Source organism: Shewanella sp. SG44-6 (genome assembly GCF_014164185.1).
In the GTDB taxonomy this organism is placed as follows: Bacteria; Pseudomonadota; Gammaproteobacteria; order Enterobacterales; family Shewanellaceae; genus Shewanella; species Shewanella vesiculosa.
In genome coordinates this window covers 1-22,505 of sequence record NZ_JACJER010000017.1, presented here as the reverse complement: position 1 = coordinate 22,505, position 22,505 = coordinate 1, and the positions used below count along the sequence as shown (strand labels likewise).

Sequence of the window (22,505 nt, the reverse complement as noted above, 5' to 3'; positions counted from 1 at the left end):
ATCAATCCTTATTATCTAACCAACGTACTAAGTCAGCAGGTGTATCAATATCAAATTGCGCTTGTTCCATCACAATAATGTTCAAGCTATTATTTTTATCATTTTGTTTTAAAATGCTTTTTGCACCATTATCGCCATCAAGAGACATCAATATTTTAATATCTTCAGCTGAAAAGATAGCAGGTACACCTACGCTATGCAGGTAAAAAGCACAGCTAGTTAACTTATTATGGATATACGCTTGGATCAATTGTAAATAATTACTGCTTTGTAATGCGACTTGGTCGGCTAACACCACCAGTAAAGCATCCGCCTGTTGCGTTTGGGCATATTGACCAGCAAGTTTCACTGAACTGGACAAACCTAAATGCCAATCATGATTAATAATTCGCTGATGATTGGCCGTTATCGCTAACACTTCATCGGTTTGATGGGCACCCAACATCACCACCGCAGGTGCAATACCTGCCGTTTGAGTCACAACATCAAGTGTCTGTAAGCTGTGTGCCAGCAAACTTTGTTCGCCTTGCACTTTAGCAACAATTTTAGCGCTGTTAAATCGGCTGCTTGCCCCAGCAGCTAGGATCACTGTAACTATGTTTGCCGTCATTTACGTATCAACTCGCTAAGACAGCATTACAGTATCAAGACTAGTTATCTTGCTTTGATAAAGTACGCCATGGCACTGGGACAATATGCTCAGTCCAACCGAACCAGGCAGCTCGCCCCCTAATGCCAACCCTGCTGGTGCCGAAAAATAACCACTAAAGTCATCGATATTAAGTTCAGCCATGCTCAACACCTTGTCACGGCGGTGAGTCGGACCTAATAATGAAATATACGCTAGGGATAAAGTTTGCAGTACCTGTAATGTTTTAGCATCAATCTGTAAATTATGACTCATCACAAAGGCAGCATCTAAACTGGCCAACAGTGAGCTTGACACATCCTTGGTCGCTTTTTTGATGATCTGGCAGCCAGGAAAATCATAAGTGCGTGCGTACGCAGTACGTTCATCAAATACAGTGACTTTCCAACCTAACGTTTGCGCCATTTGCGCAATTGGTTGGGCATCTAAACCGCCGCCAAAAATACCAATATGCACAGGTGGTCTAATAGGAATATGTAACACAGAGTGATCTTCAAAGGCTTCTTTGTGGGTTTTAGTATTGAGAGTGATAACGGTAGCTTGCTCTGATTTTTGTTCAACAAAGTGACCACTGAGTTGATCGGCCGGCGTGCCATCAGCAACGATATCAATTTGATATACACCTGAATGACTGCGCATCAAAGCATCATGAACACTCACTAAACCAAGATAATTGTTAGATTTATTCAACGACACCATCATGATATTAACGATGCCACCACAACCAAGTTGATAACTGGTATCAGACTCGTCAGTTGCATCATAGGTTAACTGAATAACTTGCTGAGTTTGAATCGCACGTTGCGCGTGACGACGGAGATCCGCTTCAAGGCAACCACCACTTAACATTCCTAAGCTTTTGCCCATGGGATGAAATAGCATTATTGCGCCTGGTTTACGGTAAGAAGAGCCTTGTACTTGAGTAAGAACGGCGAGTACCCAGTCTTCTTGATAAGAAGGTAACCAGGTATCGAGTAAATCAACGAGGTGTTGAACCATTTGAACTGTCCATCATATGTAAACGCATACTCTTAAGCTAACAGACTGGGTTTACAATGCAAAGAATCAATAGTTTCAACTTATTAATAAATAACCTCAACGACCTAATTGTGTAGAAAAGTGTTAATCAAATAACTGATCCGCAACAAAAGGGTTATGTTGTCGTTCATCTGCAAACGTCGACATTGGGCCATGACCAGGAATAAAACTCACATTGTGACCTAATGGCCATAACTTAGTGGTGATTGATTGAAGTAAGTCTTGATGATTGGATTGCGGGAAATCGGTACGACCAATTGAGCCACGAAAAAGCACATCGCCCACCCAGGCTAAATTAGCAAAAGCATTATAAAAAATAATGTGTCCCGGTGTGTGTCCAGGGCAATGCAAAACTCGTAAATGTTGCTCACCAACACTTAACTCATCATCTTCATTAAGGTATTGGGTTGGCTCAAAAGCTTCTACACGCGGAAACCCAAAGTTTTGACTTTGTTTAACCAAGTTTTCTAACCAAAATTTATCCGCAATGTGCGGACCAATGATCGGAATAGCTAATTCGCTCGCCAATGCCGCCGCCCCACCAACATGATCAATATGCCCATGGGTTAATAATATTTTTTCAACCGTTAAGCCTAACTTAGCCACCTCGGCTAAAATCCTATCAATGTTACCACCAGGATCAACTACCGCAGCCTTCAAGGTCTTTTCGCACCAAATAACACTACAATTTTGCTGAAAAGGCGTTACGGGGATGATTTGATACTTCATTGACAACCTCGTTGTTTAATAATCAGTGGCTAATTATCGGTTAATTCTACCTAGGCAGATTTGATCTAGATAGCTATTTAAGATGATTTGCATCAAGTTAGTGATTGTTAATCATTAACATGGCTCATAAAATAACGTTACTTACGGCTGAATAAGCTTGATATCACCATTAATCATGACCCAATAGGCATTTTATGCACACAGAACTCACCTTAGCAGACATTGTTGCTCGTAAGCACTTTTTCTCGGTGCCATTAGATTATCAACAAAGTCCCAGTAAACAGATTACGGTTTTCGCTCGGGAAATTGTCAGTGTTGAAAACCAACATAAAAAACTGCCTTATTTAGTATTCTTTCAAGGTGGGCCAGGATTTGGTGCCGTCAGACCGATCAGCAATAACGGCTGGATAAAACGTGCGTTAACTGAATATAGAGTGTTATTGCTCGACCAGCGGGGCACCGGATTATCAAGCCCAATCAATGCCACCAGCTTAAGTTATATGAACGCCACCGACCAGGCTGATTATTTAAGTTTTTTCCGTGCCGACAACATTATTCGCGATGCAGAATATATTAGAGCCAAACTATCCCCAGACCAGCCTTGGAGTATTTTAGGCCAAAGCTTTGGTGGCTTTTGTGTGCTGCATTATTTGTCTGCCGCGCCTGAAGGCCTAAAAGAAGCCTACATTACTGGCGGCATACCTTCACTTAGCCGCCCTGCTGATGAAGTATATCAAGCGACATATCAACGAGTCATCGCCAAAAACAATGACTTTTTCAAACGCTTTAGTGATGCCCGCAGTTTAGTTGATAACTTAGCCAGCCACCTTTATCAAAACAAAGTGTACTTAGCCACAGGCGAATTACTGACAGTTGAAATGTTGCAATTGTTAGGGATTAATTTAGGCATGGAACAAGGGCCAGAAGCGGTCTACTATTTGCTTGAACAAGCCTTAATCGAAACACCCCACGGTATTGATGTTAATCCGTTATTTTTACATCAATTTAGTCATTTCCTCGACTACAGCACTAATCCTATTTTTGCTTTATTGCACGAATCTATTTACTGCCAACATAAGGCTTCAGCGTGGGCGGCCCATCGAGTGAGAGCGCAGTTTGAACAATTCAATTACCGTCCGAATAAGCCATTATTGTTTACAGGTGAAATGATTTACCCATGGATGTTTGCTCAATTTGAAGCATTAATGCCATTACAACCTGCAGCAGACTTAATCGCGGCTAAGAAAGATTGGCCGGCATTATATGACCTTGAAACGTTAGCGAATAATAAGGTTCCGGTAGCAGCCGCTATTTACAGCAACGACATGTTTGTCGAAATGCAATACAGCCTAGAAACCGCTAAGCAAGTCAACAATCTCAAGTATTGGCTCACATCAGAATATGAACACAACGGCATCCGCATGGATGGCGAACGCATTCTTGATAAGCTTATTAGCCTCAACCGCGGTCATTGTTTACGTTAATGCATCAATCAACCAAGTTTGTGTGATGAAAATAAACTGGCATAAGATTAACTAAAACAAAGCGATAAACCTAAAGTCACCGTCCGAAGTGTTCGAAATAGCATGATGAGAACCCTGTGGTAACATCATGCAATTTATCACACATCACGGCGTCAGAGGTTTTTCACATCAGATGTACTCTCTGGGCTATGAGGTGATTGTTATTATGATATGGAAGATCAACACCTTGGCGGAATTGATGGAGTGATCAACAAGGGCAAGCAGTGTTCCCCTTGTTGATCCTCTGTGGGCGAAGCGCTACAAAGTTAATATTTTCTAACCAAGGTTTATTCGACATTGAAACGAATAAAATCAATATCAAAGCCTATTTATACGACCTGTAATACTTGCTCTTTAGCCAAACGAGATTTAGGTAACTTAGCGTTATAGTCTTCATCCGAATGATGATAACCAAATGCTAATGCAACTTCACACACATAACCGCCAAGTTCTTCAGCAAAAATTTCACCTAGCAACTCACTGTCTACGCCTTCCATCGGCGTAGAATCGATACCAAGACGAGCTAAAACATGCATAGTGTTACCTAATGCTAAATAGGTTTGTGACTTAGTCCATGCCGCATTGTTGCCCGCTTCATCAGTGTTTAAGTCAACAAATGCGTATCCACCAAATGCAGCTTCGCGATCTTCAGGCTTAGTACGGCCATCGATAATGCCTTGATCAACCACTTTGGCATAATCTTCACGGGTATACTTAGGGTTATATGCAAACAATATGGTATGTGAAGCCGCTTTAGCATGCGGTTGGTTAAACTGAAACTTGTTAGCATAAGAGTCATGTAGGCGTTGTTTTGCTTGATCACTTTCAATCACGATAAATTTCCATGGTTGAGAGTTAATAGATGAAGGTGATAACACCATTGCGTCATAAATGACGGCTAAATCTTGTTGTGATACGCGCTTAGTCGCATCATAACGTTTGGCGGTGTAACGTTTTTCTAAATCAGTAATAATAGCGTTGGTCATGTCAGACTCCATATTAATTTTAAACACTCAGAGAAAGAGTTAGCAGTGAAACGACATGTCGTAATGTTATCGATTAACCTACAATCTGGCTCAATAGACTTGATACGAACAATATAAAACAACAAAACAATATTAAAAAAATTGAGTAAATACACTATAAGACGGTTATGGTGCCAAAACATGAGGTTTTCAAGGTTTATCACTAACTAAAGTTCGATTAGGCTATTCGACCAAGCCGCCCAAAGATGCTATTCACTGCGGGTATAAAGTCATTCAGATTTTCAATCTGCCTAGCGACTTTAGCTGCCGCATACAGTGCCATGATGGCAAGGTTATCGGGTGTGTTTTGCCATTAAGCAGATAAAGAAAAACAACCAACAAATGCTAGCTGTTTAGATAAGCGTCATCGCCTTAAATAATAGCCATGCAGTAATTAGCTTTCAGTTACCACAGCACGATAGCCACCTTGATGTTCGTCGGCGACAAACTCAATAAAGTGCTGAATACTATCAAGGCTATCTTCTTGATAATGTGACACATACAACAATTGGCTCAAGTGCTCTTTAGCGATGAGTTCAAGGGCATTTTTAATCAATCTTCGGCCTAAGTAATCCAAGCCTTGGTAAGGCTCGTCAAGGATCAACAACGTGGGCTGTTTCACAATAGCGCGAGCAATGAGCAACAAGCGTTGCTGGCCATATTCTAATTGCCTAAAGGCCGTTTTACTCAACTGGCTCATGTGTAAAATGGCTAACCATTCGGATGCGATAGCTAACTGTTGCGCTGTCGGTTGTTGATACAAACCAATCGAGTCATAAAAGCCCGATACAATTACATCTAAGGCACTGCAATTAACTCTGTACTGTAAATGCAACGCTGATGACACCATGCCGATATGCTTTTTTATCTCCCAAATACTCTCGCCTGAGCCTCTTTTTTTACCAAAAATATCAATGTCGTTACTGTAACATTGTGGATGATCGCCAAAAATAAGCCCTAGCAAAGTACTTTTACCACAACCATTTGGGCCTTTAACTTGCCAATGTACGCCATTATCGATGCGCCAATTAACCCCAGAAAAAATCACTTTGTCACTGTAAGCCACTCGGCCATTGTGTAACTGAAAGACCGGATTTGCGAATAAGGGCTTATGTCTGTGACGACGAATAAGGGCCAACATATCTTCACTTTGTTGGCCTGATTGCGCTGTAAGTTGACTAATCAGCGGATGATTATCCCACTCAGTCTTAGTCATTATGCTGTCTAACGCGCCATGATTAAACATCGCAACATGCTCAATCCAGTCAGGCATATCTTCTTCACGTGACACGACCACCAGCATTTGTACCGTTTGCGACAACAGCTGTAAATATTGACTTAACGCTTGTCGATGGCCCACATCAAGCCCTGCATAAGGTTCGTCGAGGACTAAAAATGGCACTTGGGTTGCCACAGCACGGGCCAGCATGACTCGGCGACTTTCACCGGTAGAAAGCTGAGTAAACTGGCTATCGCTTAACCGAGTGAGATCCAGCTGTTCTAATAAGCGCTTTGTCAGTACGTGATCATCACATAGGGTAAAAATCACCCCATAAACGCTAGTATTAGGGTCGATGTAGCCTAAAGCCTCGCTGTCATCTTGCTCAAGAATCTGTTCGAGTAACAGCTGCTGTTCATGCAGTGACACCAAAGCGACCTGCGAGTAGTCAACACCCGATAGTATGCCAGAATAGGCCAAAGCGTTATCTTGTGCTTGCTGAGTCAATAACTGGCCCAATATGGCGCCTAAATCACCTTCGGTACTAAACACGCCCCAAGATTGTTGTGATTCAATGAGCCAATCTTCAATGTTCATGGTGACACTAGACGAACGGCATTGCAGCTGAGTAAACCGAATTTCCATTGTGGCGCTTATCCCTGTCTATTAATACTGATTCTTCACCAGAGTTTATCTTCTGAGTGTCTCACAGGAGTCTTAAAAAAATCGACAAAAAAAGTAGAACATTTTGGTTCTACTTTGCGATTAAAATCACTTCAGTTGATCACACTGACGATTATTCACGAAAACGGCCATTTCATGTAGCGTAGATTCAATTATCGCACCCTCTGCCATTGCTACATAATCAGCTTAATACTAAGTCTCCATAGGAACTTGGCATAATTCACGGCCCGGCCAGATTTCATAAAACATAAAATCAGCCTAGCTAGCATCACCTTTATTGCTCTTCAAACTTGTATTTTGCCTAATCAAGCTTGCCCCTATACTTCTAAGAAGATGTTGATAGGTTACTGGCAATAATCTTTCTTTGACACCTGACTGTTTTAAAACATGTCGTCACCAACCTAGTCTGGCCAAGGCTACTAGCCTGGGTAAGTTTGCCTGTCATCATCCCTCTTAACAATTTTCATCGCTTGCCACCCTGTTAACTTTTCGCTTTAGTTTTCTTTTTATATGGCTTTTTAAAGCTGCGCTTTGGTGCACTTCTGGCAACACCTTGTAATGCAGAAGGTAACTGACTCGATGCTTGGGTAATTAGGTTATCTAATTGGCTGAGTAATGGCTGCATAAACGCATCATACTTAAGCCTTTTTTGACTGATGGCATCGAGGCTATTTTCCCATAATGCGGTCATGTCTGGTGTGGTTGCAGATTCAGGTAAACTGCGGATCAAACCAACACCCACAGGTGTAGCCAGTATTGATTTACCTTGGCGAACTAAATAACCGCGCTTAAACAGTAATTCAATAATCCCAGCACGAGTCGCTTCAGTGCCTAAGCCATCAGTTTCTTTAAGAATTTTCTTAATATCGCTGTTTGTCACATAACGGCTAATGCCAGTCATAGCGCTTAATAATGTCGCGTCGGTAAAATGCTTCGGCGCTTGAGTCATTTTTTCTAGTAATTCACCACGCTCACATTGGAGTATTTGCCCTTTAACCAGCGGCGGTAATGATTGTACCGTGTCGTCGTTATCGTCATCGCTGCTAGTTGAACTAGAATTAGAACTCGCTTGATTTACTGTGGTCGCACGCTTATACAGTTGTTTCCAGCCTAAGCTTTTGTCTTGACGCGCTTTAGTGGTAAACAAACCTCCAGCAATAGTCACTTCCACAGCGGTTTCAGCATACATATGAGCTGGGTAAAACTGGGCTAAATATTGCCTCGCAACGTGTTGATATAACTTGGCTTCGTTACTGGATAACGATGACAAATTAGCAACTTTCTCTGTGGGTATAATGGCATGGTGAGCATCGACTTTACTGTCATCCCAAGCTTTAGACTTAAGCTTGGCATTTGGTGCTTCACAACCATCAACTAATGCAGCAGCACCTTTGAGTACCGCGTCCAATACTTTTGGTGCCAAAGCATGTTGCTCTTTAGGTAAATAGCGACTGTCTGAACGCGGATAGGTAATTAATTTATGACGCTCATACAAACTTTGGCAAGTATCAAGTACCTCTTTTGCTGAGAGGCCAAAACGTTTAGCTGCGTCTATTTGCAATGCTGATAAGCTGTAGGGTAATGGTGGGTTTTGGCGCTTATCTTTGGCTTCAAGTTTAGTCACTTGCGCTGGTTTACCATTAATACGAGCAACGACATTTTCAGCTAAGCCTTTGGCTAACACTCTGCCATCTTCATCCATGTATGGTTGGCAGGCTTCACTCGGTTGCCATTTGGCGGTAAAGGTTTGTTGCTGCTCGGTAACCAGATGGGCCAGCACTTCATAAAAAGACTTTGGCTTGAAATCGGCAATCTCATCATCACGGCGCACCACTAAGCCAAGCAAAGGCGTTTGCACTCGGCCAACAGACAACACGCCTTGGTAACCCACTTTGCGCCCTTGAATGGTATAAGCACGAGTCATGTTCATGCCATATAGCCAATCAGCGCGGCTGCGGGCTAATGCAGAAGTCGATAAAGGAATAAACTCACGATTACTGCGTAACTGCCCTAACGCACGTTTGACTGCTTGTGGATTTAAATCACTAATTAATAGTCGCTGAACTTGATTGAGCTTGTCACCCTTGACGCCTAAATAAGCAATCACTTCATCCACCAGCAACTGCCCTTCACGATCTGGATCGCCAGCATTAATGATTACTGAGGCTTGCTTAACCAGTTTACGCAGCACAGTAAGTTGACTGCGAGTTTTGGTTTTAGGCATGAGCTTCCACGTTTGTGGCACTATGGGCAAATGTTCTAGCTTCCATGATTTAAATGCATCATCGTAAGCATCAGGTTCGGCTTGCTCCAATAAATGGCCAATACACCATGACACGCAATCACCATTGGCGGCAGTGATAAAGCCATCACCTTTTTTATGTGGTTTTGGCAGAACATCGGCAATAGCACGACCGAGACTGGGTTTTTCAGCAATATATAGAATCATAATCCATTATTAGGGTGCTAAAGTTCAATTAGATAAAACTCAATGGCACCGCTTAACTGTATAAATTTACAGTATAGATTAGCGCTAAATACGCCAAGCTGCAAATACGAAATAATTCACCACTTATATCGTCAAAATATTACAATACGCAGCTTAAATCCCAAACACGATGAACAGATGAAACTCGGCCAGCGTTTAGCACAAATCAACAGTATGATCCCCATGGGTTATAGCCATATTTGGGATTGTTGTTGCGACCATGGATTTCTTGGTGCGGCATTACTCGATAGGGATGCTGCAAACACGATCCATTTTGTCGATATTGTGCCGGCATTAATGCAGCAGTTAACCGCTAAGCTTGAACTTTTTTACCCACGGCAAACTGCCAATCAATGGCAAGTACATTGTTTAGATGTGTCAGCGATACCTCTGGAGCAAGATGAGCAAACCCCATTAGTGATCATTGCTGGTATTGGCGGAGATTTGATGATCGAGTTAGTGAATACACTTTGCCAATTGCACCCTAACCGTCAAATTGATTTTATCTTGTGTCCGGTCCATCACCAGTACGAACTTCGCCACCAACTCATTGAACTTGATTGCCGTTTAATTGATGAAAAACTGATTGAAGAAAATCGCCGCTTTTATGAAATTATCTATGTGAGGCGTGACAGTACATCGTCGCGAATAGAAAGTGATAGTGATAGTTCTACCACTAACATTAGCGCTGTGGGCGATAAATTTTGGCAATGTAACAATGACCACGAGCGCAATATTGCTATACGATATTTACACAAAGTGCTGACTCACTATCAAAAAATAACCCTGTCGAATCCGCAAAAAGCATCACAGGCGTTGCAAGATTATCTAGCAATTAAAGCACAAGTCGAGCGTAAAGAACGGACGTCGACCTCCTAGAGTACGGCGCTATTTTAGACGCTGGATCCCGGCTCAAAAGCATTACCGGGATGACGGTAAAAGGAATCATATCTGGTTGACGATAAAAGTAATCGCTATTTGATTGATGGAGTAGCAGACATATTCGTCTGACGATGAAAGTAATCGCTATCGGACTGATGCTGTAATAATCATATCTGGTTGCGGTGATAGCAATCGCTATCTGATTGAAGGCGAACTAATGATGTCTGATAGAAGGTGTAGACAATATTGCTGTATGGTCATATATGAAAGCGAGCCCTTAAATCCGATGCGCTTGTATTCTCAGGTTATCACTTGTCATCGATCTTATCGATCTTACGGCTACTAGCCGCGAAGCGACCTAGTATCGAGAATCTATCTTGTTATCGTCTGTTATCAAGTAATACCGAGTGTTTAAAGCGGACATAAAAAAACCAGCATTTTCATGCTGGCTTTCTATGGCTATGAAAACCTGGCTAGCTTATGGATGACACTCGTTGTGCATTTCTAAGTTAGTTCCAATGTCTTTTGAGCGGTTAGCTTTGGCATCATCATTACGTAATTGTGTTAAATGGTCCAAGTAAGCTTGGTCAACGTCATTAGTAATGTAATGACCATCAAACACTGATGTTTCAAAACGCTTAATCTCTGGATTTTCCATTCTTACGGCTTCAATTAAGTCGCTTAAGTCTTGGAAAATAATGCCATCGGCACCAATGATTTTAGCAATTTCGTCAGCATCACGACCATGAGCAATAAGCTCATTTGAGGTCGGCATATCGATACCATAGACATTCGGGAAACGGATTTCAGGAGCTGCTGATGCAAAGTACACTTTCTTTGCTCCTGCTTCACGCGCCATTTCAATAATCTGCTCAGACGTAGTACCACGTACTATTGAGTCATCAACTAATAGTACGTTTTTGCCTTTAAACTCAGTGTTAATCGCATTCAATTTACGACGAACTGATTTTTTACGTTCTTGCTGACCAGGCATGATAAACGTACGACCAATATAGCGGTTTTTAACAAAACCTTGGCGATACGGTAGATCCATGCAACGGGCAATTTCTAAGGCGATATCACACGAGGTTTCAGGAATAGGAATAACCACATCAATGTCATGATCTTCCCATTCTTTCTTAATTTTTTCGCCCAACTTGGCGCCCATGTTTACACGACTAGCATAAACAGACACTTTATCAATGCTCGAATCAGGACGTGCAAAATACACGAATTCGAAAATACACGGAGCATAGCTAGGATCTGCAGCACATTGACGGGTAAATAATTGCCCATCAAGTGAAATATAAATAGCTTCGCCAGGTGCCACGTCACGCATCACTTCAAAGCCAACTGCATCTAAAGCAACACTTTCTGAAGCAACCATATATTCAGTGCCGGTAGGCGTTTCATGCTTACCAAGTACCAATGGACGGATACCAAATGGGTCACGAAATGCAACTAAACCTTGACCGATGATCATGGCCACTACAGCGTAAGCACCGCGGGTTTGCGCATGCACTTTGGCAACAGCATCAAACACTTCATCAGCACTTAAGGTTAAACTGCGCGTTTCTTGTAACTCATCGGCTAACAGGTTTAACAAGATTTCGGAGTCAGAAGTAGTATTAACATGACGACGCTTTGTCACTAGGCTTTCAGCCAGTTCAATCGTATTAGTCAAGTTACCGTTATGTGCTAACGAAATACCAAATGGCGAGTTAACATAAAACGGTTGAGCTTCTGATGCACTCGAGCTACCAGCAGTAGGATAACGAACATGTCCAATACCGGCATTGCCTTGTAAACGCTGCATATGTTTAGGCTCAAACACATCTTTGACTAAGCCGTTTGCTTTACGTAAACGAAACGCATTCATGTCAACAGTCACAATACCTGCTGCGTCTTGACCACGATGTTGAAGCACAGTTAGCGCATCATAAATGGTCTGATTAACTGTTGATTTTCCTACTATTCCGACGATACCACACATGGGTAAGGTTCCTCACTGTAAAGTGTTTTATGTTTATATTTGGGGTACAAAGCTTGACGTGTTTTCCAGATAGTTAAAAAACCACTGAATAACCACACCAAATTCAGGTACAAGTATAGAATCGTGCCACCATTTAGAATCTGGAAATGCTGTAAACGCATCCATGAAAAACAGTAAAGCACTAACGATCAACGCGCCACGAATGGCACCAAAACACAGGCCTAACACTCGGTCTGTGTCCGATAAGCCTGTTTTGGCCACTAACTGGCCGAGTAAATAATTAACGAGAGCCCCTAAGATCAGGGTAATGATAAAAAGAATAGCAATCGCCACACCGTTTCTGACTAACTCGTCCTGCATTTGGGTTAAATGAGCAGCAAGATCGAGGTAAAACTGGCTAGCGATAAAGAATGCAGCAAACCAAACCACAAGAGACATGGCTTCTTTGGCAAATCCGCGGATCAAACTGATTACAGTTGATAACCCGATGACGATAATAATTGCGTAATCAATCCAAACCATGAAGATGGGGATCCGGTATAGGGTTCAAGACGGCGGGATTCTAACAGAGACAGAGATGTTTCTCACCTCTGATTGTACAAATTATTCTTGCGTGATTAAGAACAATCAAATTGTAAATATTAATCACCCAAGCAAAATACCGTCTGAATAGGTTATTGTTCTTGTGGATTATAGGCAACGATTTTGCCTTTTAATCCGGTTAATTTGAATATAGGTTGCTGACGAGCTTTAAGTTTATCTTCTGATACTTCAGGGCCAACGAACACTCGGGTGAGTTTTCCCTCGACAGGTGTTTTAGGCAGTGTGTAAGCCGTAAATCCGGCTTTACGCAGTTGAATAATCAACGCTTTTACATTAGTAATATTGTTAAAACCGCCTAACTGCAGCGTAAAGCCTGCGGTGATCGGTGCAGAGGTTTTATTCGCTACCTGGACTTGAGGTTTTTTGACCGTTTTAACCACAGCAGGCTTTTCAACTACTTGAGCCACTTCTTTAGCCGGTTCTTTGGTTGCTTCCTCTTCACCTAATGCCACAATATCGTTGCTAAGGTCTTGTGGTTCTGCAATCGTTAATACTTGGAACTCTTCTACTTTTTCAGCAGAATTAGGGCGATTTGGAGCTGTTAATCTAGCTGGTCGTAAAGGAATTTCAGTGAACTCCTCAACAACCTGAGCTTTTTTACCGTCTAATAAATCAGGTAAAAAAATCACCCCCAAGGCCACGAGTACTATGGTTCCTACCAAACGATTTTGAAATTGACGATTCAAAGCTAATTCCCTTCTTTAACCAAATGACGTTTATGATGATTTCTAAAAACGACGTCTTAAACAAATAGTGTTTATAACAATTTAAACCCTGCGACAGTATAAAAAGAGCCAAATACAATGACTACATCATCGGCTTTCACTGTCGTTTGGATCGCGTGCCATGCACTGCTGATATCAACAAACTCACTGGCACGGTCACGGCATATATCATTAGGCAATGCTTGACGTAGAGCTTGCGCTGATGCGCCACGTGGAATATCTAAACTGACGAAGTTCCAGTGACTAATTTGCTCGGCTAATGTCGCTAATACTGACGTAATATCTTTATCTTTAAGCATGCCACACAAGGCTACAATACGACGACCTTGATACGCCTGCAATTGCTGGGCTAAATATCTGGCCGCATGGGGATTATGTGCCACATCTAAGAGTACTAATGGTTGCTCACTGACTTGCTCTAATCGTCCAGCGAGTTGAGCTTGCTGCAAACCTTGGTTAATCTGCTGCTGACTAATGTGCGGCCAAATATGGCTTAGCAAGGCTACAACACTCGCCGCATTGGCCAGTGGTAGCTTTGGTACACTCAACCCTGAATATGTTTGCTGCATCGATGTAAAATGCCATTGGTCTGAATGGCTCTGGTCTTTATGGTAATCAAACTCATGACCAACACGATAAAGTGTAGTCCCAATTTGATGCGCATATTCAGTGACGCTCATCGGCAAATCGGGTTCACCAATAATGGCCAGGCAATCGGGGCGAAACACACCGGCTTTTTCTCTGCCAACCAGTTCACGGGTATCACCTAAATATTCTTGATGATCAAGATCAATAGAGGTAAGGATCGTGGCGGTGGAATCAATTATATTGGTGGCATCTAACCTGCCCCCTAAGCCCACTTCCAGAATAATCACATCGACTTTAGCAGCTTTAAACAAATATAAACCGGCTAAGGTAGCATATTCAAAAAAGGTTAATGAAATATCACCACGAGCGGCCTCAATGGCACAAAAGGCTTCAATAAGAGAGGCATCACTGGCGTCTTGCTGATTAATCTGTACTCGTTCATTGTAGTGCAGTAAATGCGGTGAGCTGTAAACACCCACCGACAAATCAGCTTGGCGTAAAATCGACGCGAGCATGGCGCAGGTTGTGCCTTTGCCATTGGTACCGGCTACAGTAATCACTTTAGCAGGAGCCAAATCAATCACCTCAAGACGCCTAGCAACAGCGCTCACTCGAGTTAATCCCATATCAATTTCACTAGGATGAATAGCCAGTAAATAATCCAGCCATTGATTTAAGCTTGATTGTTGATTAGGAACAGTAATTTCAGACGCGATTGACATAATTCAATACCATTTAACGTATGCAAACCTTAGCAGGTGTTGCAGTAATATACTCTGGGTTTAACAACTCAAAAATGACTAACATCACTTTAGTCGAGCATAAACAATGGCCCGAGAGACAACTTAGGCAGTTGATATTGCTCTGGGTAAGTCACATCGACTAAATACAATCCATTAGGTTTAGCCGTCGCAGCAGCTTGCTTGCGATTTTTCAGAGCCAACAGTTCAGAGATCCACTCGATAGGTTGATTGCCTAAACCGATTTGCAATAATGAACCCACAATATTACGCACCATGTGATGTAAAAATGCATTAGCTTGAATATCGACCATGATGTACATGCCTTGGCGAGTCACATTGACTTGATGCACGTTACGAAATGGGGTTTTAGATTGACAATGCAGCGCTCTAAAACTGGTAAAATCGTGTTCACCAACAAAAAGTTGCGCAGCTTGATGCATCAGTTTTTCATCAATATCGCCGTGATAATGACTCACTCCGGCACTGAGAATACCAGGGCGTAGCTTATGATTATAAATGACATAACGATAGCGTCTGGCCAATGCACTGTATCTGGCATGAAAACTGTCATCAACTTCTTTTGCCCATCTCACCGCCACACTGTTGGGTAAATTAGCATTAACGCCTTGTGTCCACGCCGTCATTGGACGTTGCACATTGGTGTCAAAATGCACCACTTGCCCAGTACCATGTACTCCGGTGTCAGTTCGTCCAGCACACGATACGGTTATAGGCTCGTTAGCCACATAACTTAACGCTTTCTCAATCTGGGCTTGCACTGAATCGACATCGAGTTGGCGCTGCCACCCACAAAACCCACTACCATCATACTCAACACCTAACGCGACCCGCATGCCTATATCCTCTACTCAATAATGGCGCGCAGTTTATCACAAAAAAACGGCGCATGTATCTGCGCCGTTTGCTTTTATATGGTCAACATAAGCCTGTATTTTAAGCCTATGAAACCTCATTTAGTGGGTTAACTGAAACTGTTAATTAAATTCTTAGCTTCTAATTGTTGACGTTCATTACCGTCGATTTGCACTTCTTTTAATAATGCTCGAGCACTGTCTTGATCTTCAATTTCAATGTATGCCCTGGCTAAATCAAGTTTGGCATTAACAGAGTTTTCTTCATCATCAACATCAACCATATCTGGATTGCCGATTAACGAGTTTACAGAGCCCATATCAACACTAACGTCTTTATATTGATCTGTTTTATCGTCATCTTCATCCGCATCGTTCAACAATTTATCGATATCAATGTAGCCATTTTCACGTTCAAAACGCATTAAGTCATCATCACTGGCTTTATATGCTGAAGATTTGCTACGTTCTTTTTCGTCAAGTGCCGCTAATGCTTCATCAACCGTTAAGTTGTTATCGCTAAGGATATAATCGTCTTCAGAGCTATAGTCATCATCATTGTCATCATCTTTTAATGACTGTGAAAATGCTGCCAATAGATCATCATCACTTACCTGTGGCTCATAGACTTCTCTTTCATCAGCCGCTGACTCAACCGCATTAAGTAAATCACTTTCCCAATCTAATAACTCAGGTTTAGGTTTGCTCGATTTAAGATCATTAAAGAAACCAGAATCTTTATTGGCCTTATTTTGCGCGACCGATGGCGGCGTATCGTCATCGTCCATTTGAGCCAACAATGCCTCAAGACCATCATCATCTGTCTCTGCCGCTATTTTAGTAGCAGGCTCTGGCTCAACCTCGGTATCACTATCAACATCGCTGTCAGTCGCGCTACTTGATGCTAATGCAGCCTCAAGTTCAGCTTCCAACCAGCTGTTGTCTTCCTCTTCGCTGTCGACTGCAGTATCAACTTTGGGTTCTGCTGCCGCAGGAGCTTGGTTAGCTTCAACATCATCGTCTGTTGAAGCCAAGTCAGTTTCAGTTTCAGTAAGATATTGGTCAAACTCGTCAAATAATTCATTATCTTCAAGAGCTTCTTCGACAGATGTCGAACTCTCAGCATCAGTGGCAGAAGGTGAATCGTCGGTTGCTTTCTCTTCAAAGCTGGCCAATAGAGCATTAATATCATCATCGATAGATTCATCATCGGCGACAAGTTCTTCAGCAGCGGTATCATCCTCTAACTCAGCGGCAATTTGTGCTTGTAGCGCAGCATTGTCCTTATCAGTGGTATCAGACTCAATAACCGGGTCATTAAGGCTAGCTAACAATGCATCGATGTCATCATCACTGGTTTCATTATCGTCATTAGCATCAGTGATATCTTCATCAGTTAATTCTGCCGCAATTTGCGCAGCTAAATCATCATCTTCTTCGGCAAATGTAGAATCAATAACCGGTTCATTTAAGCTGGCTAATAATGAATCAATATCTTCATCACTACTCTGTTCATCCTGGTCATCAGCATCATCTTGTAACTCAGCAGCAATTAACGCGGCAATGTCATCATCATTGTCAACCGAATCGCTGGTAAGAGGTGCCAATTCGTCTGCTTCAGCACGGTTATCGCCGCTATCCTGCGAACCGTCTTGATCACTCTCATCTTTGGTGGCAGATAAGCCAGCAAGCAGCTCGTCAGCATTATCATTGGTGTCATCAGTGGATAAAGCGTCATCTGCAGATATAGTCTCATCCGATTCAGCAGCCACATCTCCAGGCTCAGCCGGCATATCAAATTCAGCTAACAATGAATCGATATCATCCTCGGCTGTGGCCGCTTCGGGTTTACTCTGTGCAGGCGCAGCATCAGGCTCAGCCGGCATATCAAATTCAGCTAATAATGAATCGATATCATCTTCGGCTGTGACCGCTTCGGGTTTACTCTCTGCAGGCGCAGCATCAGACTCAGCTGGCAGATCAAATTCAGCCAATAATGAATCGATATCATCTTCGGCGGTGGCCGCTTCGGGTTTACTCTGTGCAGGCGCAGCATCAGACTCAGCTGGCAGATCAAATTCAGCCAATAACGAATCGATATCATCTTCGGCTGTGGCCGCTTCGGATTTGCTTACTGCAGGCGCAGCATCAGACTCAGCTGGCAGATCAAATTCGGCTAATAACGAATCAATATCATCTTCGGCGCTATCCGCAATAATGGGTGTATCAGCATCGTCAGACTCAGCCGGCATATCAAATTCAGCCAATAAAGAGTCAATATCATCTTCGGCAGTTGATTGCTGAGGTTTTACAGCAGCAGCTGCAGCAACCGACTCTGCTGGCATATCAAATTCAGCTAATAACGAATCAATGTCATCTTCGGCAGCTGCATCTAAAGCATCAGTGTCATTATTTACAATGTCGTCAGCATCTAGCTCAGCTAATAAGGAGTTTATATCATCCTCTGACCCGGTAGAATCTAGGGATTGATCAGGATCATCATCTAACCCAGCAAGCAGACTGTCTAGATCATCGTCATCTTCAAGCGGTGGCAGATCAGAATCTTGATCATCCATGGCTTCAGCCCATAAATCGTCTAAAGAAGTGCCCTCATCTTCAGGCACTTTTTCATCAATGAACATATCTGAAGCCATGTCCATCTCAGCATCACCGCTCATTTGGACTTCAGGCTGTAAATCAACGCTATCTAAATCCAATAAATCATCAATCGACTCTTCATCATCGGTATCTAAATGAACCACTATATCGTCAGAGTCGTCAGCGGCTTGTGTTGGATCGAGCGCTTTCTCGGCTTGAGTTTCTGTATTTGCTTCAGAAAGCTGAGACTTCTTACTCCGGCGACTGAGTAACCAAAATATAAGCCCAAATATCGCCAAAAGTGGCACCGATGCAGCCAAGATCAGCAACATAGTGTTGTCCATTAAGCTGCGCCAAAAGTCAGTCGGCTCCTCAATAACGGGCGCAGCATTCTCGCCTTGGTCTACGAGTTTTTTATTTTCTAAACTTAGGGCATCAAATTTTTCGCGTAATAGCTGTAAATCTTCTTCAAGCGACGAAATGTTTAATGACATTTGTTCAATTTTGTTTTTTAACGCTTGATTGTCATTGTTACTGACCATTAACTCATCTTGTGAGCGCGCTAACTCATCGGTAAGCATTAATGTTTTTGCATTCGCTTTATCTAGCGAGCTGTTTAGCTCACTCACTTCAACAACATTCGCTTGGTTAATCGCTTTGGTTTGAACCTCAACAGCAGGGGGTTGTGGGGCTATTTGCAGTGGTTTTGTTGCTGTAGGTTTTTTGGCAATATCCACTTTAGGAGATTGCACCGGTTTGCTGGCGGGACGGGGCTGAGTTTGTCTACTCATGCGGCTGTCATCTTGCTCTGCGCGGCGTTTAGCGACATCATTGGGAATAGCGGCTATCTCATCGGCAGAAGGAATCAGTAATATCATTCCTCGCTCTAATGTATTGTAATTATTACCGCTAAATGCGTGCGGATTAGCATCAAATAACGCCGCCATCACTTGATAAACACTAACCTTGTCACTGGGTCTGACTTTTTGCGCAATACTCCAAAAGGTATCTCTTGACGTCGTCGGACCATATTGGCGTTTGGCTGGTTGTTTAACCTCGCCATTGGGACCAGTAATTTTGAGCGTTTCAGCTTGTGCCGACTCAATAATTTGTACACTGGTTAAGCCAACGGCTGTGCAGGCGATCAAACCTACAATATATGAAGTACGCAAAGTCATCCCATCCTTCCCATTTAGCGCTATTGAGTTACCGACTTGGCAACAGGCTTTAGGCAATTTTTATCGTTAGTATTATGGTCGTTAACTATATCTGATCACATCCATGATGAGCCAATTTCGCAGGCAATTTCAATGTTATTGATGTTAAAAATGATATGTTTACGACTATAAACTAGATTTACCACACCTGCTACTATTGGGATCAGTAAAACGAAAAAAGCCTGCGCATTGCAGGCTTTTTAAACTAAATCGCGTAACTGATTAAGTCATTACTGATCATAAAAACGTGACTAGTAATAATCTCTAATCAAAATCTCGGCGATTTGCACACTGTTTAATGCTGCACCCTTACGAATATTATCGGCAGTAACCCATAAATTTATACCGTGAGAATGAGAAATATCTTTACGAACACGACCAACATAAACAGGATCGTTACCAGCGGCTTCAGTGACAGCTGTTGGATATTCGCTATCATCGTCAAATAATTCTACGCCAGGTGCGTTACGTAATACGGCTTTAACATCTTCGGCATCAACAGGTTGACGAGTTTCAATGTGGATAGCTTCTGAGTGACCATAAAAAACAGGCACGCGCACAGCCGTTGGATTAACGACAATCTCATCGTCACCAAAAATTTTCTGCGTTTCCCACACCATTTTCATTTCTTCTTTGGTGTAGCCGTTTTCCATGAACACATCGATTTGCGGCAATACGTTAAACGCAATTTGCTTTGGATAAACCGACGGCTCTGAAGGCAAACCTTGCAGTAATTTAGCAGATTGACCCGCTAACTCATCAATCGCCTTTTTACCGGTACCCGATACAGACTGATAAGTCGCCACGTTAATACGTGAAATGCCAAACGCATCATAAATAGGCTTAAGCGCCACTAACATTTGGATGGTTGAACAATTAGGATTGGCGATAATATTGCGATTTCGAAAATCAGCAATCGCTTCTGGATTAACTTCAGGCACGACCAATGGCACATCAACGTCATATCTAAAATGTGAAGTATTATCGATAACGACACAACCTGCTTCACCTGCAATAGGCGCCCATTTAGCCGAAACATCGCCACCAGCAGAAAAGAAACCAATTTGTGCTTGGGTCCAATCAAACGTTTCTACGTCAAGAATTTCAACTTGTTTACCGTGAAAACTGACCGTTTCGCCAGCACTGCGACTGCTCGCTAATGGAAACAACTTAGCAACCGGAAAATTACGCTGCTCGAGGATCTCAATCATAGTTTGACCCACTGCGCCCGATGCACCTAAAACGACTACATTAAATTCTTGAGACATAATTAACGCCCGACTCCATATTTTCCAGTTTGAACAATCAATCTACCCTAGTTTAGTTGTGCTTTACTAGGGTTAATGTACTAAAAAAGCCGACTTTGAAGTGATTTTTTCTCAACTGGCTAAAATTACTGTTTTTTAGCCTTAATCTGTACGCTTGTCGGCAATATTCACATTAGCTTATCAATTAAAACCTAAAGCATTCAACATCGATGGGTTTATCGAACCAGCAGATAAATAGTCTACAGATTGCGTTAACGAGATAGCACTATATTCACGACGATAAGTGTGATTTTTACGCATTAGATCAAAACCTGTCGCGGTTGAAAAACACCCCCTAAAGTTAAAATCATCATCACGTAAATCATAGACCAAACGCGACAATTTCAGCAATTGGCCTTCAGTTAAATCGCCTTGGCTAACAATTTGGTTAAATTGAAACGCCGGTAATAAACTCTCCAATGATTTCTTTACTGGAAAATCAAGTAACTCGCACCACTTTTGATACAACATAAACGTACCGCGAGCTTTGCCTTCAAGGCTATAACCAGCAATATGCGGTGTTGCAAACTCTGCCAAGGCAACTAATTCGGCCATTGGGTTAGGTTCACCTTCCCACACATCAAGCACCAGTTTGACATCATCGCGTTGCTGTTTAAATCTGATCAACGCTCGGTTATCAATCACCTCACCTCGACAGCAATTTAGTAACCAAGTATTGGGTTTTAACTTATTCAGTCTAGTTTCATCAAACAAGTACCAAGTTTTATGCTCACCTTCTTTGGTGATAGGTACATGCAAACTGATAATATCGGCCTGCTCAATAATCGTATCAAGTGACACAAACTCACGGGTATCACCTTGCAAGGCTTTAATGGGGTCACACAACAACACTTTTAGCCCATAAGCTTGCATACACTTCGCGGCTGCAGTGCCGGTATTACCAGCCCCGACAATCCCCACCACTTTACCGGCTAAAGACTCACCAAAACGCTGAGCTAATTCCAACATGGCAATAAAAGCATACTCACCGACTGCTGTGGCGTTACAACCAGGGGCGTTAGTGAAGTAAATATTGCGTGTCGAAAGATACTCAAGATCAACATGATCGGTACCAATGGTCGCACTGCCGACAAATTTAAGTTTATGTGCATTGTTAATTAATGCAGCATTCACTTTCGTCACCGAACGCACCAGTAACACATCAGCATCTTCGACTTGTTTAGGGGTCAAGGTTCGGCCGTTTACATATTCTATCTTGCCTAAGTAGCCAAATAAGGCATCAACATAAGGCATGTTTTCATCGGCAATTATTTTCATTTGGGTATCTTATTCACTGCGAGTTTAACGACAAGGTATCGCGTTTTTTTATGGCCAGTATCTTATACCAAATGCACCCAGCTCGTCATTCCCAAGATCGGTTATTGGGAGTCCAGCGGTAGACTTTAATGTTATAGCCCCTAACTGCAAAGCGACATCGGCGCTATGGAATGAAAAGCTAAAGCCAAGAATGGATCCCGGCTCAAAAGCGTTACCGGGATAATGAGATGGACCCACCCTTCTAATCGGCTTCATAGTGAGCAATGATAAGTTTGTACACTTTATCAACAAAGGGCGGGTCCGAATATGAAGATTACAACAATTGGTTTAGATATATCAAAGAC

The 22,505-nt window shown here is 42.4% G+C and carries 16 protein-coding genes; 2 read left to right on the top strand and 14 right to left on the bottom strand.

Annotated elements, in window-relative coordinates; all coding sequences use genetic code 11:
- Position 1: 1 nt before the first annotated feature.
- The 3 genes from H5185_RS05080 to H5185_RS05070 form a co-directional block, all read right to left on the bottom strand.
- Complete coding sequence (locus tag H5185_RS05080) at positions 2 to 610, bottom strand: nucleotidyltransferase family protein (protein WP_182723482.1); 609 nt, start codon at positions 608 to 610, stop codon at positions 2 to 4.
- A gap of 15 nt (positions 611 to 625) precedes the next feature.
- Entirely contained in the window at positions 626 to 1,648 is a 1,023-nt protein-coding gene (locus H5185_RS05075) for an XdhC family protein (RefSeq protein WP_124016148.1), read from the bottom strand.
- A 123-nt stretch (positions 1,649 to 1,771) separates the two neighbouring features.
- A complete protein-coding gene (locus tag H5185_RS05070; protein WP_124016149.1) occupies positions 1,772 to 2,416 on the bottom strand; it encodes an MBL fold metallo-hydrolase in 645 nt (214 codons plus the stop codon).
- 194 nt (positions 2,417 to 2,610) lie between these two features.
- Here H5185_RS05070 and H5185_RS05065 point away from each other — a divergent pair, with 194 nt between their 5' ends.
- Positions 2,611 to 3,900: an alpha/beta fold hydrolase gene (locus H5185_RS05065; RefSeq protein ID WP_124016150.1), complete on the top strand. Its 1,290-nt coding sequence runs from the start codon at positions 2,611 to 2,613 to the stop codon at positions 3,898 to 3,900.
- A 368-nt stretch (positions 3,901 to 4,268) separates the two neighbouring features.
- Here H5185_RS05065 and H5185_RS05060 read toward each other — a convergent pair whose 3' ends face one another.
- The 3 genes from H5185_RS05060 to H5185_RS05050 all read right to left on the bottom strand — a co-directional run bounded on the left by H5185_RS05060 (position 4,269) and on the right by H5185_RS05050 (position 9,316).
- Positions 4,269 to 4,925, bottom strand: a complete 657-nt coding sequence (locus H5185_RS05060; RefSeq protein WP_182741534.1) for a nitroreductase family protein — start codon at positions 4,923 to 4,925, stop codon at positions 4,269 to 4,271.
- A 433-nt stretch (positions 4,926 to 5,358) separates the two neighbouring features.
- Positions 5,359 to 6,828 (bottom strand): ATP-binding cassette domain-containing protein, encoded by a 1,470-nt coding sequence (locus tag H5185_RS05055; protein WP_182741533.1) that lies wholly within the window; start codon positions 6,826 to 6,828, stop codon positions 5,359 to 5,361.
- Positions 6,829 to 7,348: 520 nt separating this feature from the next.
- Complete coding sequence (locus tag H5185_RS05050; protein ID WP_182741532.1) at positions 7,349 to 9,316, bottom strand: DNA topoisomerase III; 1,968 nt, start codon at positions 9,314 to 9,316, stop codon at positions 7,349 to 7,351.
- Positions 9,317 to 9,493: 177 nt separating this feature from the next.
- On the opposite strand from H5185_RS05050, the gene H5185_RS05045 reads away from it, so the two are divergent.
- Entirely contained in the window at positions 9,494 to 10,234 is a 741-nt protein-coding gene (locus H5185_RS05045; protein ID WP_182741531.1) for a tRNA (adenine(22)-N(1))-methyltransferase TrmK, read from the top strand.
- A 481-nt stretch (positions 10,235 to 10,715) separates the two neighbouring features.
- Here the strand turns inward: H5185_RS05045 and purF are convergent, their stop codons facing one another.
- The 8 genes from purF to H5185_RS05005 form a co-directional block, all read right to left on the bottom strand.
- The gene (gene purF, locus H5185_RS05040; protein ID WP_124016156.1) at positions 10,716 to 12,230 is read right to left on the bottom strand and encodes an amidophosphoribosyltransferase; all 1,515 of its coding nucleotides are present in this window, start codon (positions 12,228 to 12,230) and stop codon (positions 10,716 to 10,718) included.
- Between the two features lie 33 nt (positions 12,231 to 12,263).
- Positions 12,264 to 12,752, bottom strand: a complete 489-nt coding sequence (locus H5185_RS05035) for a CvpA family protein (protein WP_182741530.1) — start codon at positions 12,750 to 12,752, stop codon at positions 12,264 to 12,266.
- Between the two features lie 152 nt (positions 12,753 to 12,904).
- Positions 12,905 to 13,519, bottom strand: a complete 615-nt coding sequence (locus H5185_RS05030) for an SPOR domain-containing protein (protein ID WP_124016158.1) — start codon at positions 13,517 to 13,519, stop codon at positions 12,905 to 12,907.
- A 71-nt stretch (positions 13,520 to 13,590) separates the two neighbouring features.
- A complete protein-coding gene (gene folC / locus H5185_RS05025; RefSeq protein WP_182741529.1) occupies positions 13,591 to 14,868 on the bottom strand; it encodes a bifunctional tetrahydrofolate synthase/dihydrofolate synthase in 1,278 nt (425 codons plus the stop codon).
- An 89-nt stretch (positions 14,869 to 14,957) separates the two neighbouring features.
- Entirely contained in the window at positions 14,958 to 15,743 is a 786-nt protein-coding gene (truA, locus tag H5185_RS05020) for a tRNA pseudouridine(38-40) synthase TruA (protein ID WP_182698500.1), read from the bottom strand.
- A 128-nt stretch (positions 15,744 to 15,871) separates the two neighbouring features.
- Positions 15,872 to 19,537 (bottom strand): FimV/HubP family polar landmark protein, encoded by a 3,666-nt coding sequence (locus tag H5185_RS05015; protein ID WP_182741528.1) that lies wholly within the window; start codon positions 19,535 to 19,537, stop codon positions 15,872 to 15,874.
- A 290-nt stretch (positions 19,538 to 19,827) separates the two neighbouring features.
- On the bottom strand, positions 19,828 to 20,844 hold the full coding sequence (locus tag H5185_RS05010; RefSeq protein ID WP_124016162.1) for an aspartate-semialdehyde dehydrogenase: 1,017 nt from the start codon (positions 20,842 to 20,844) through the stop codon (positions 19,828 to 19,830).
- Positions 20,845 to 21,024: 180 nt separating this feature from the next.
- Complete coding sequence (locus H5185_RS05005; protein WP_182741527.1) at positions 21,025 to 22,161, bottom strand: 4-phosphoerythronate dehydrogenase; 1,137 nt, start codon at positions 22,159 to 22,161, stop codon at positions 21,025 to 21,027.
- Positions 22,162 to 22,505 lie beyond the last annotated feature (344 nt).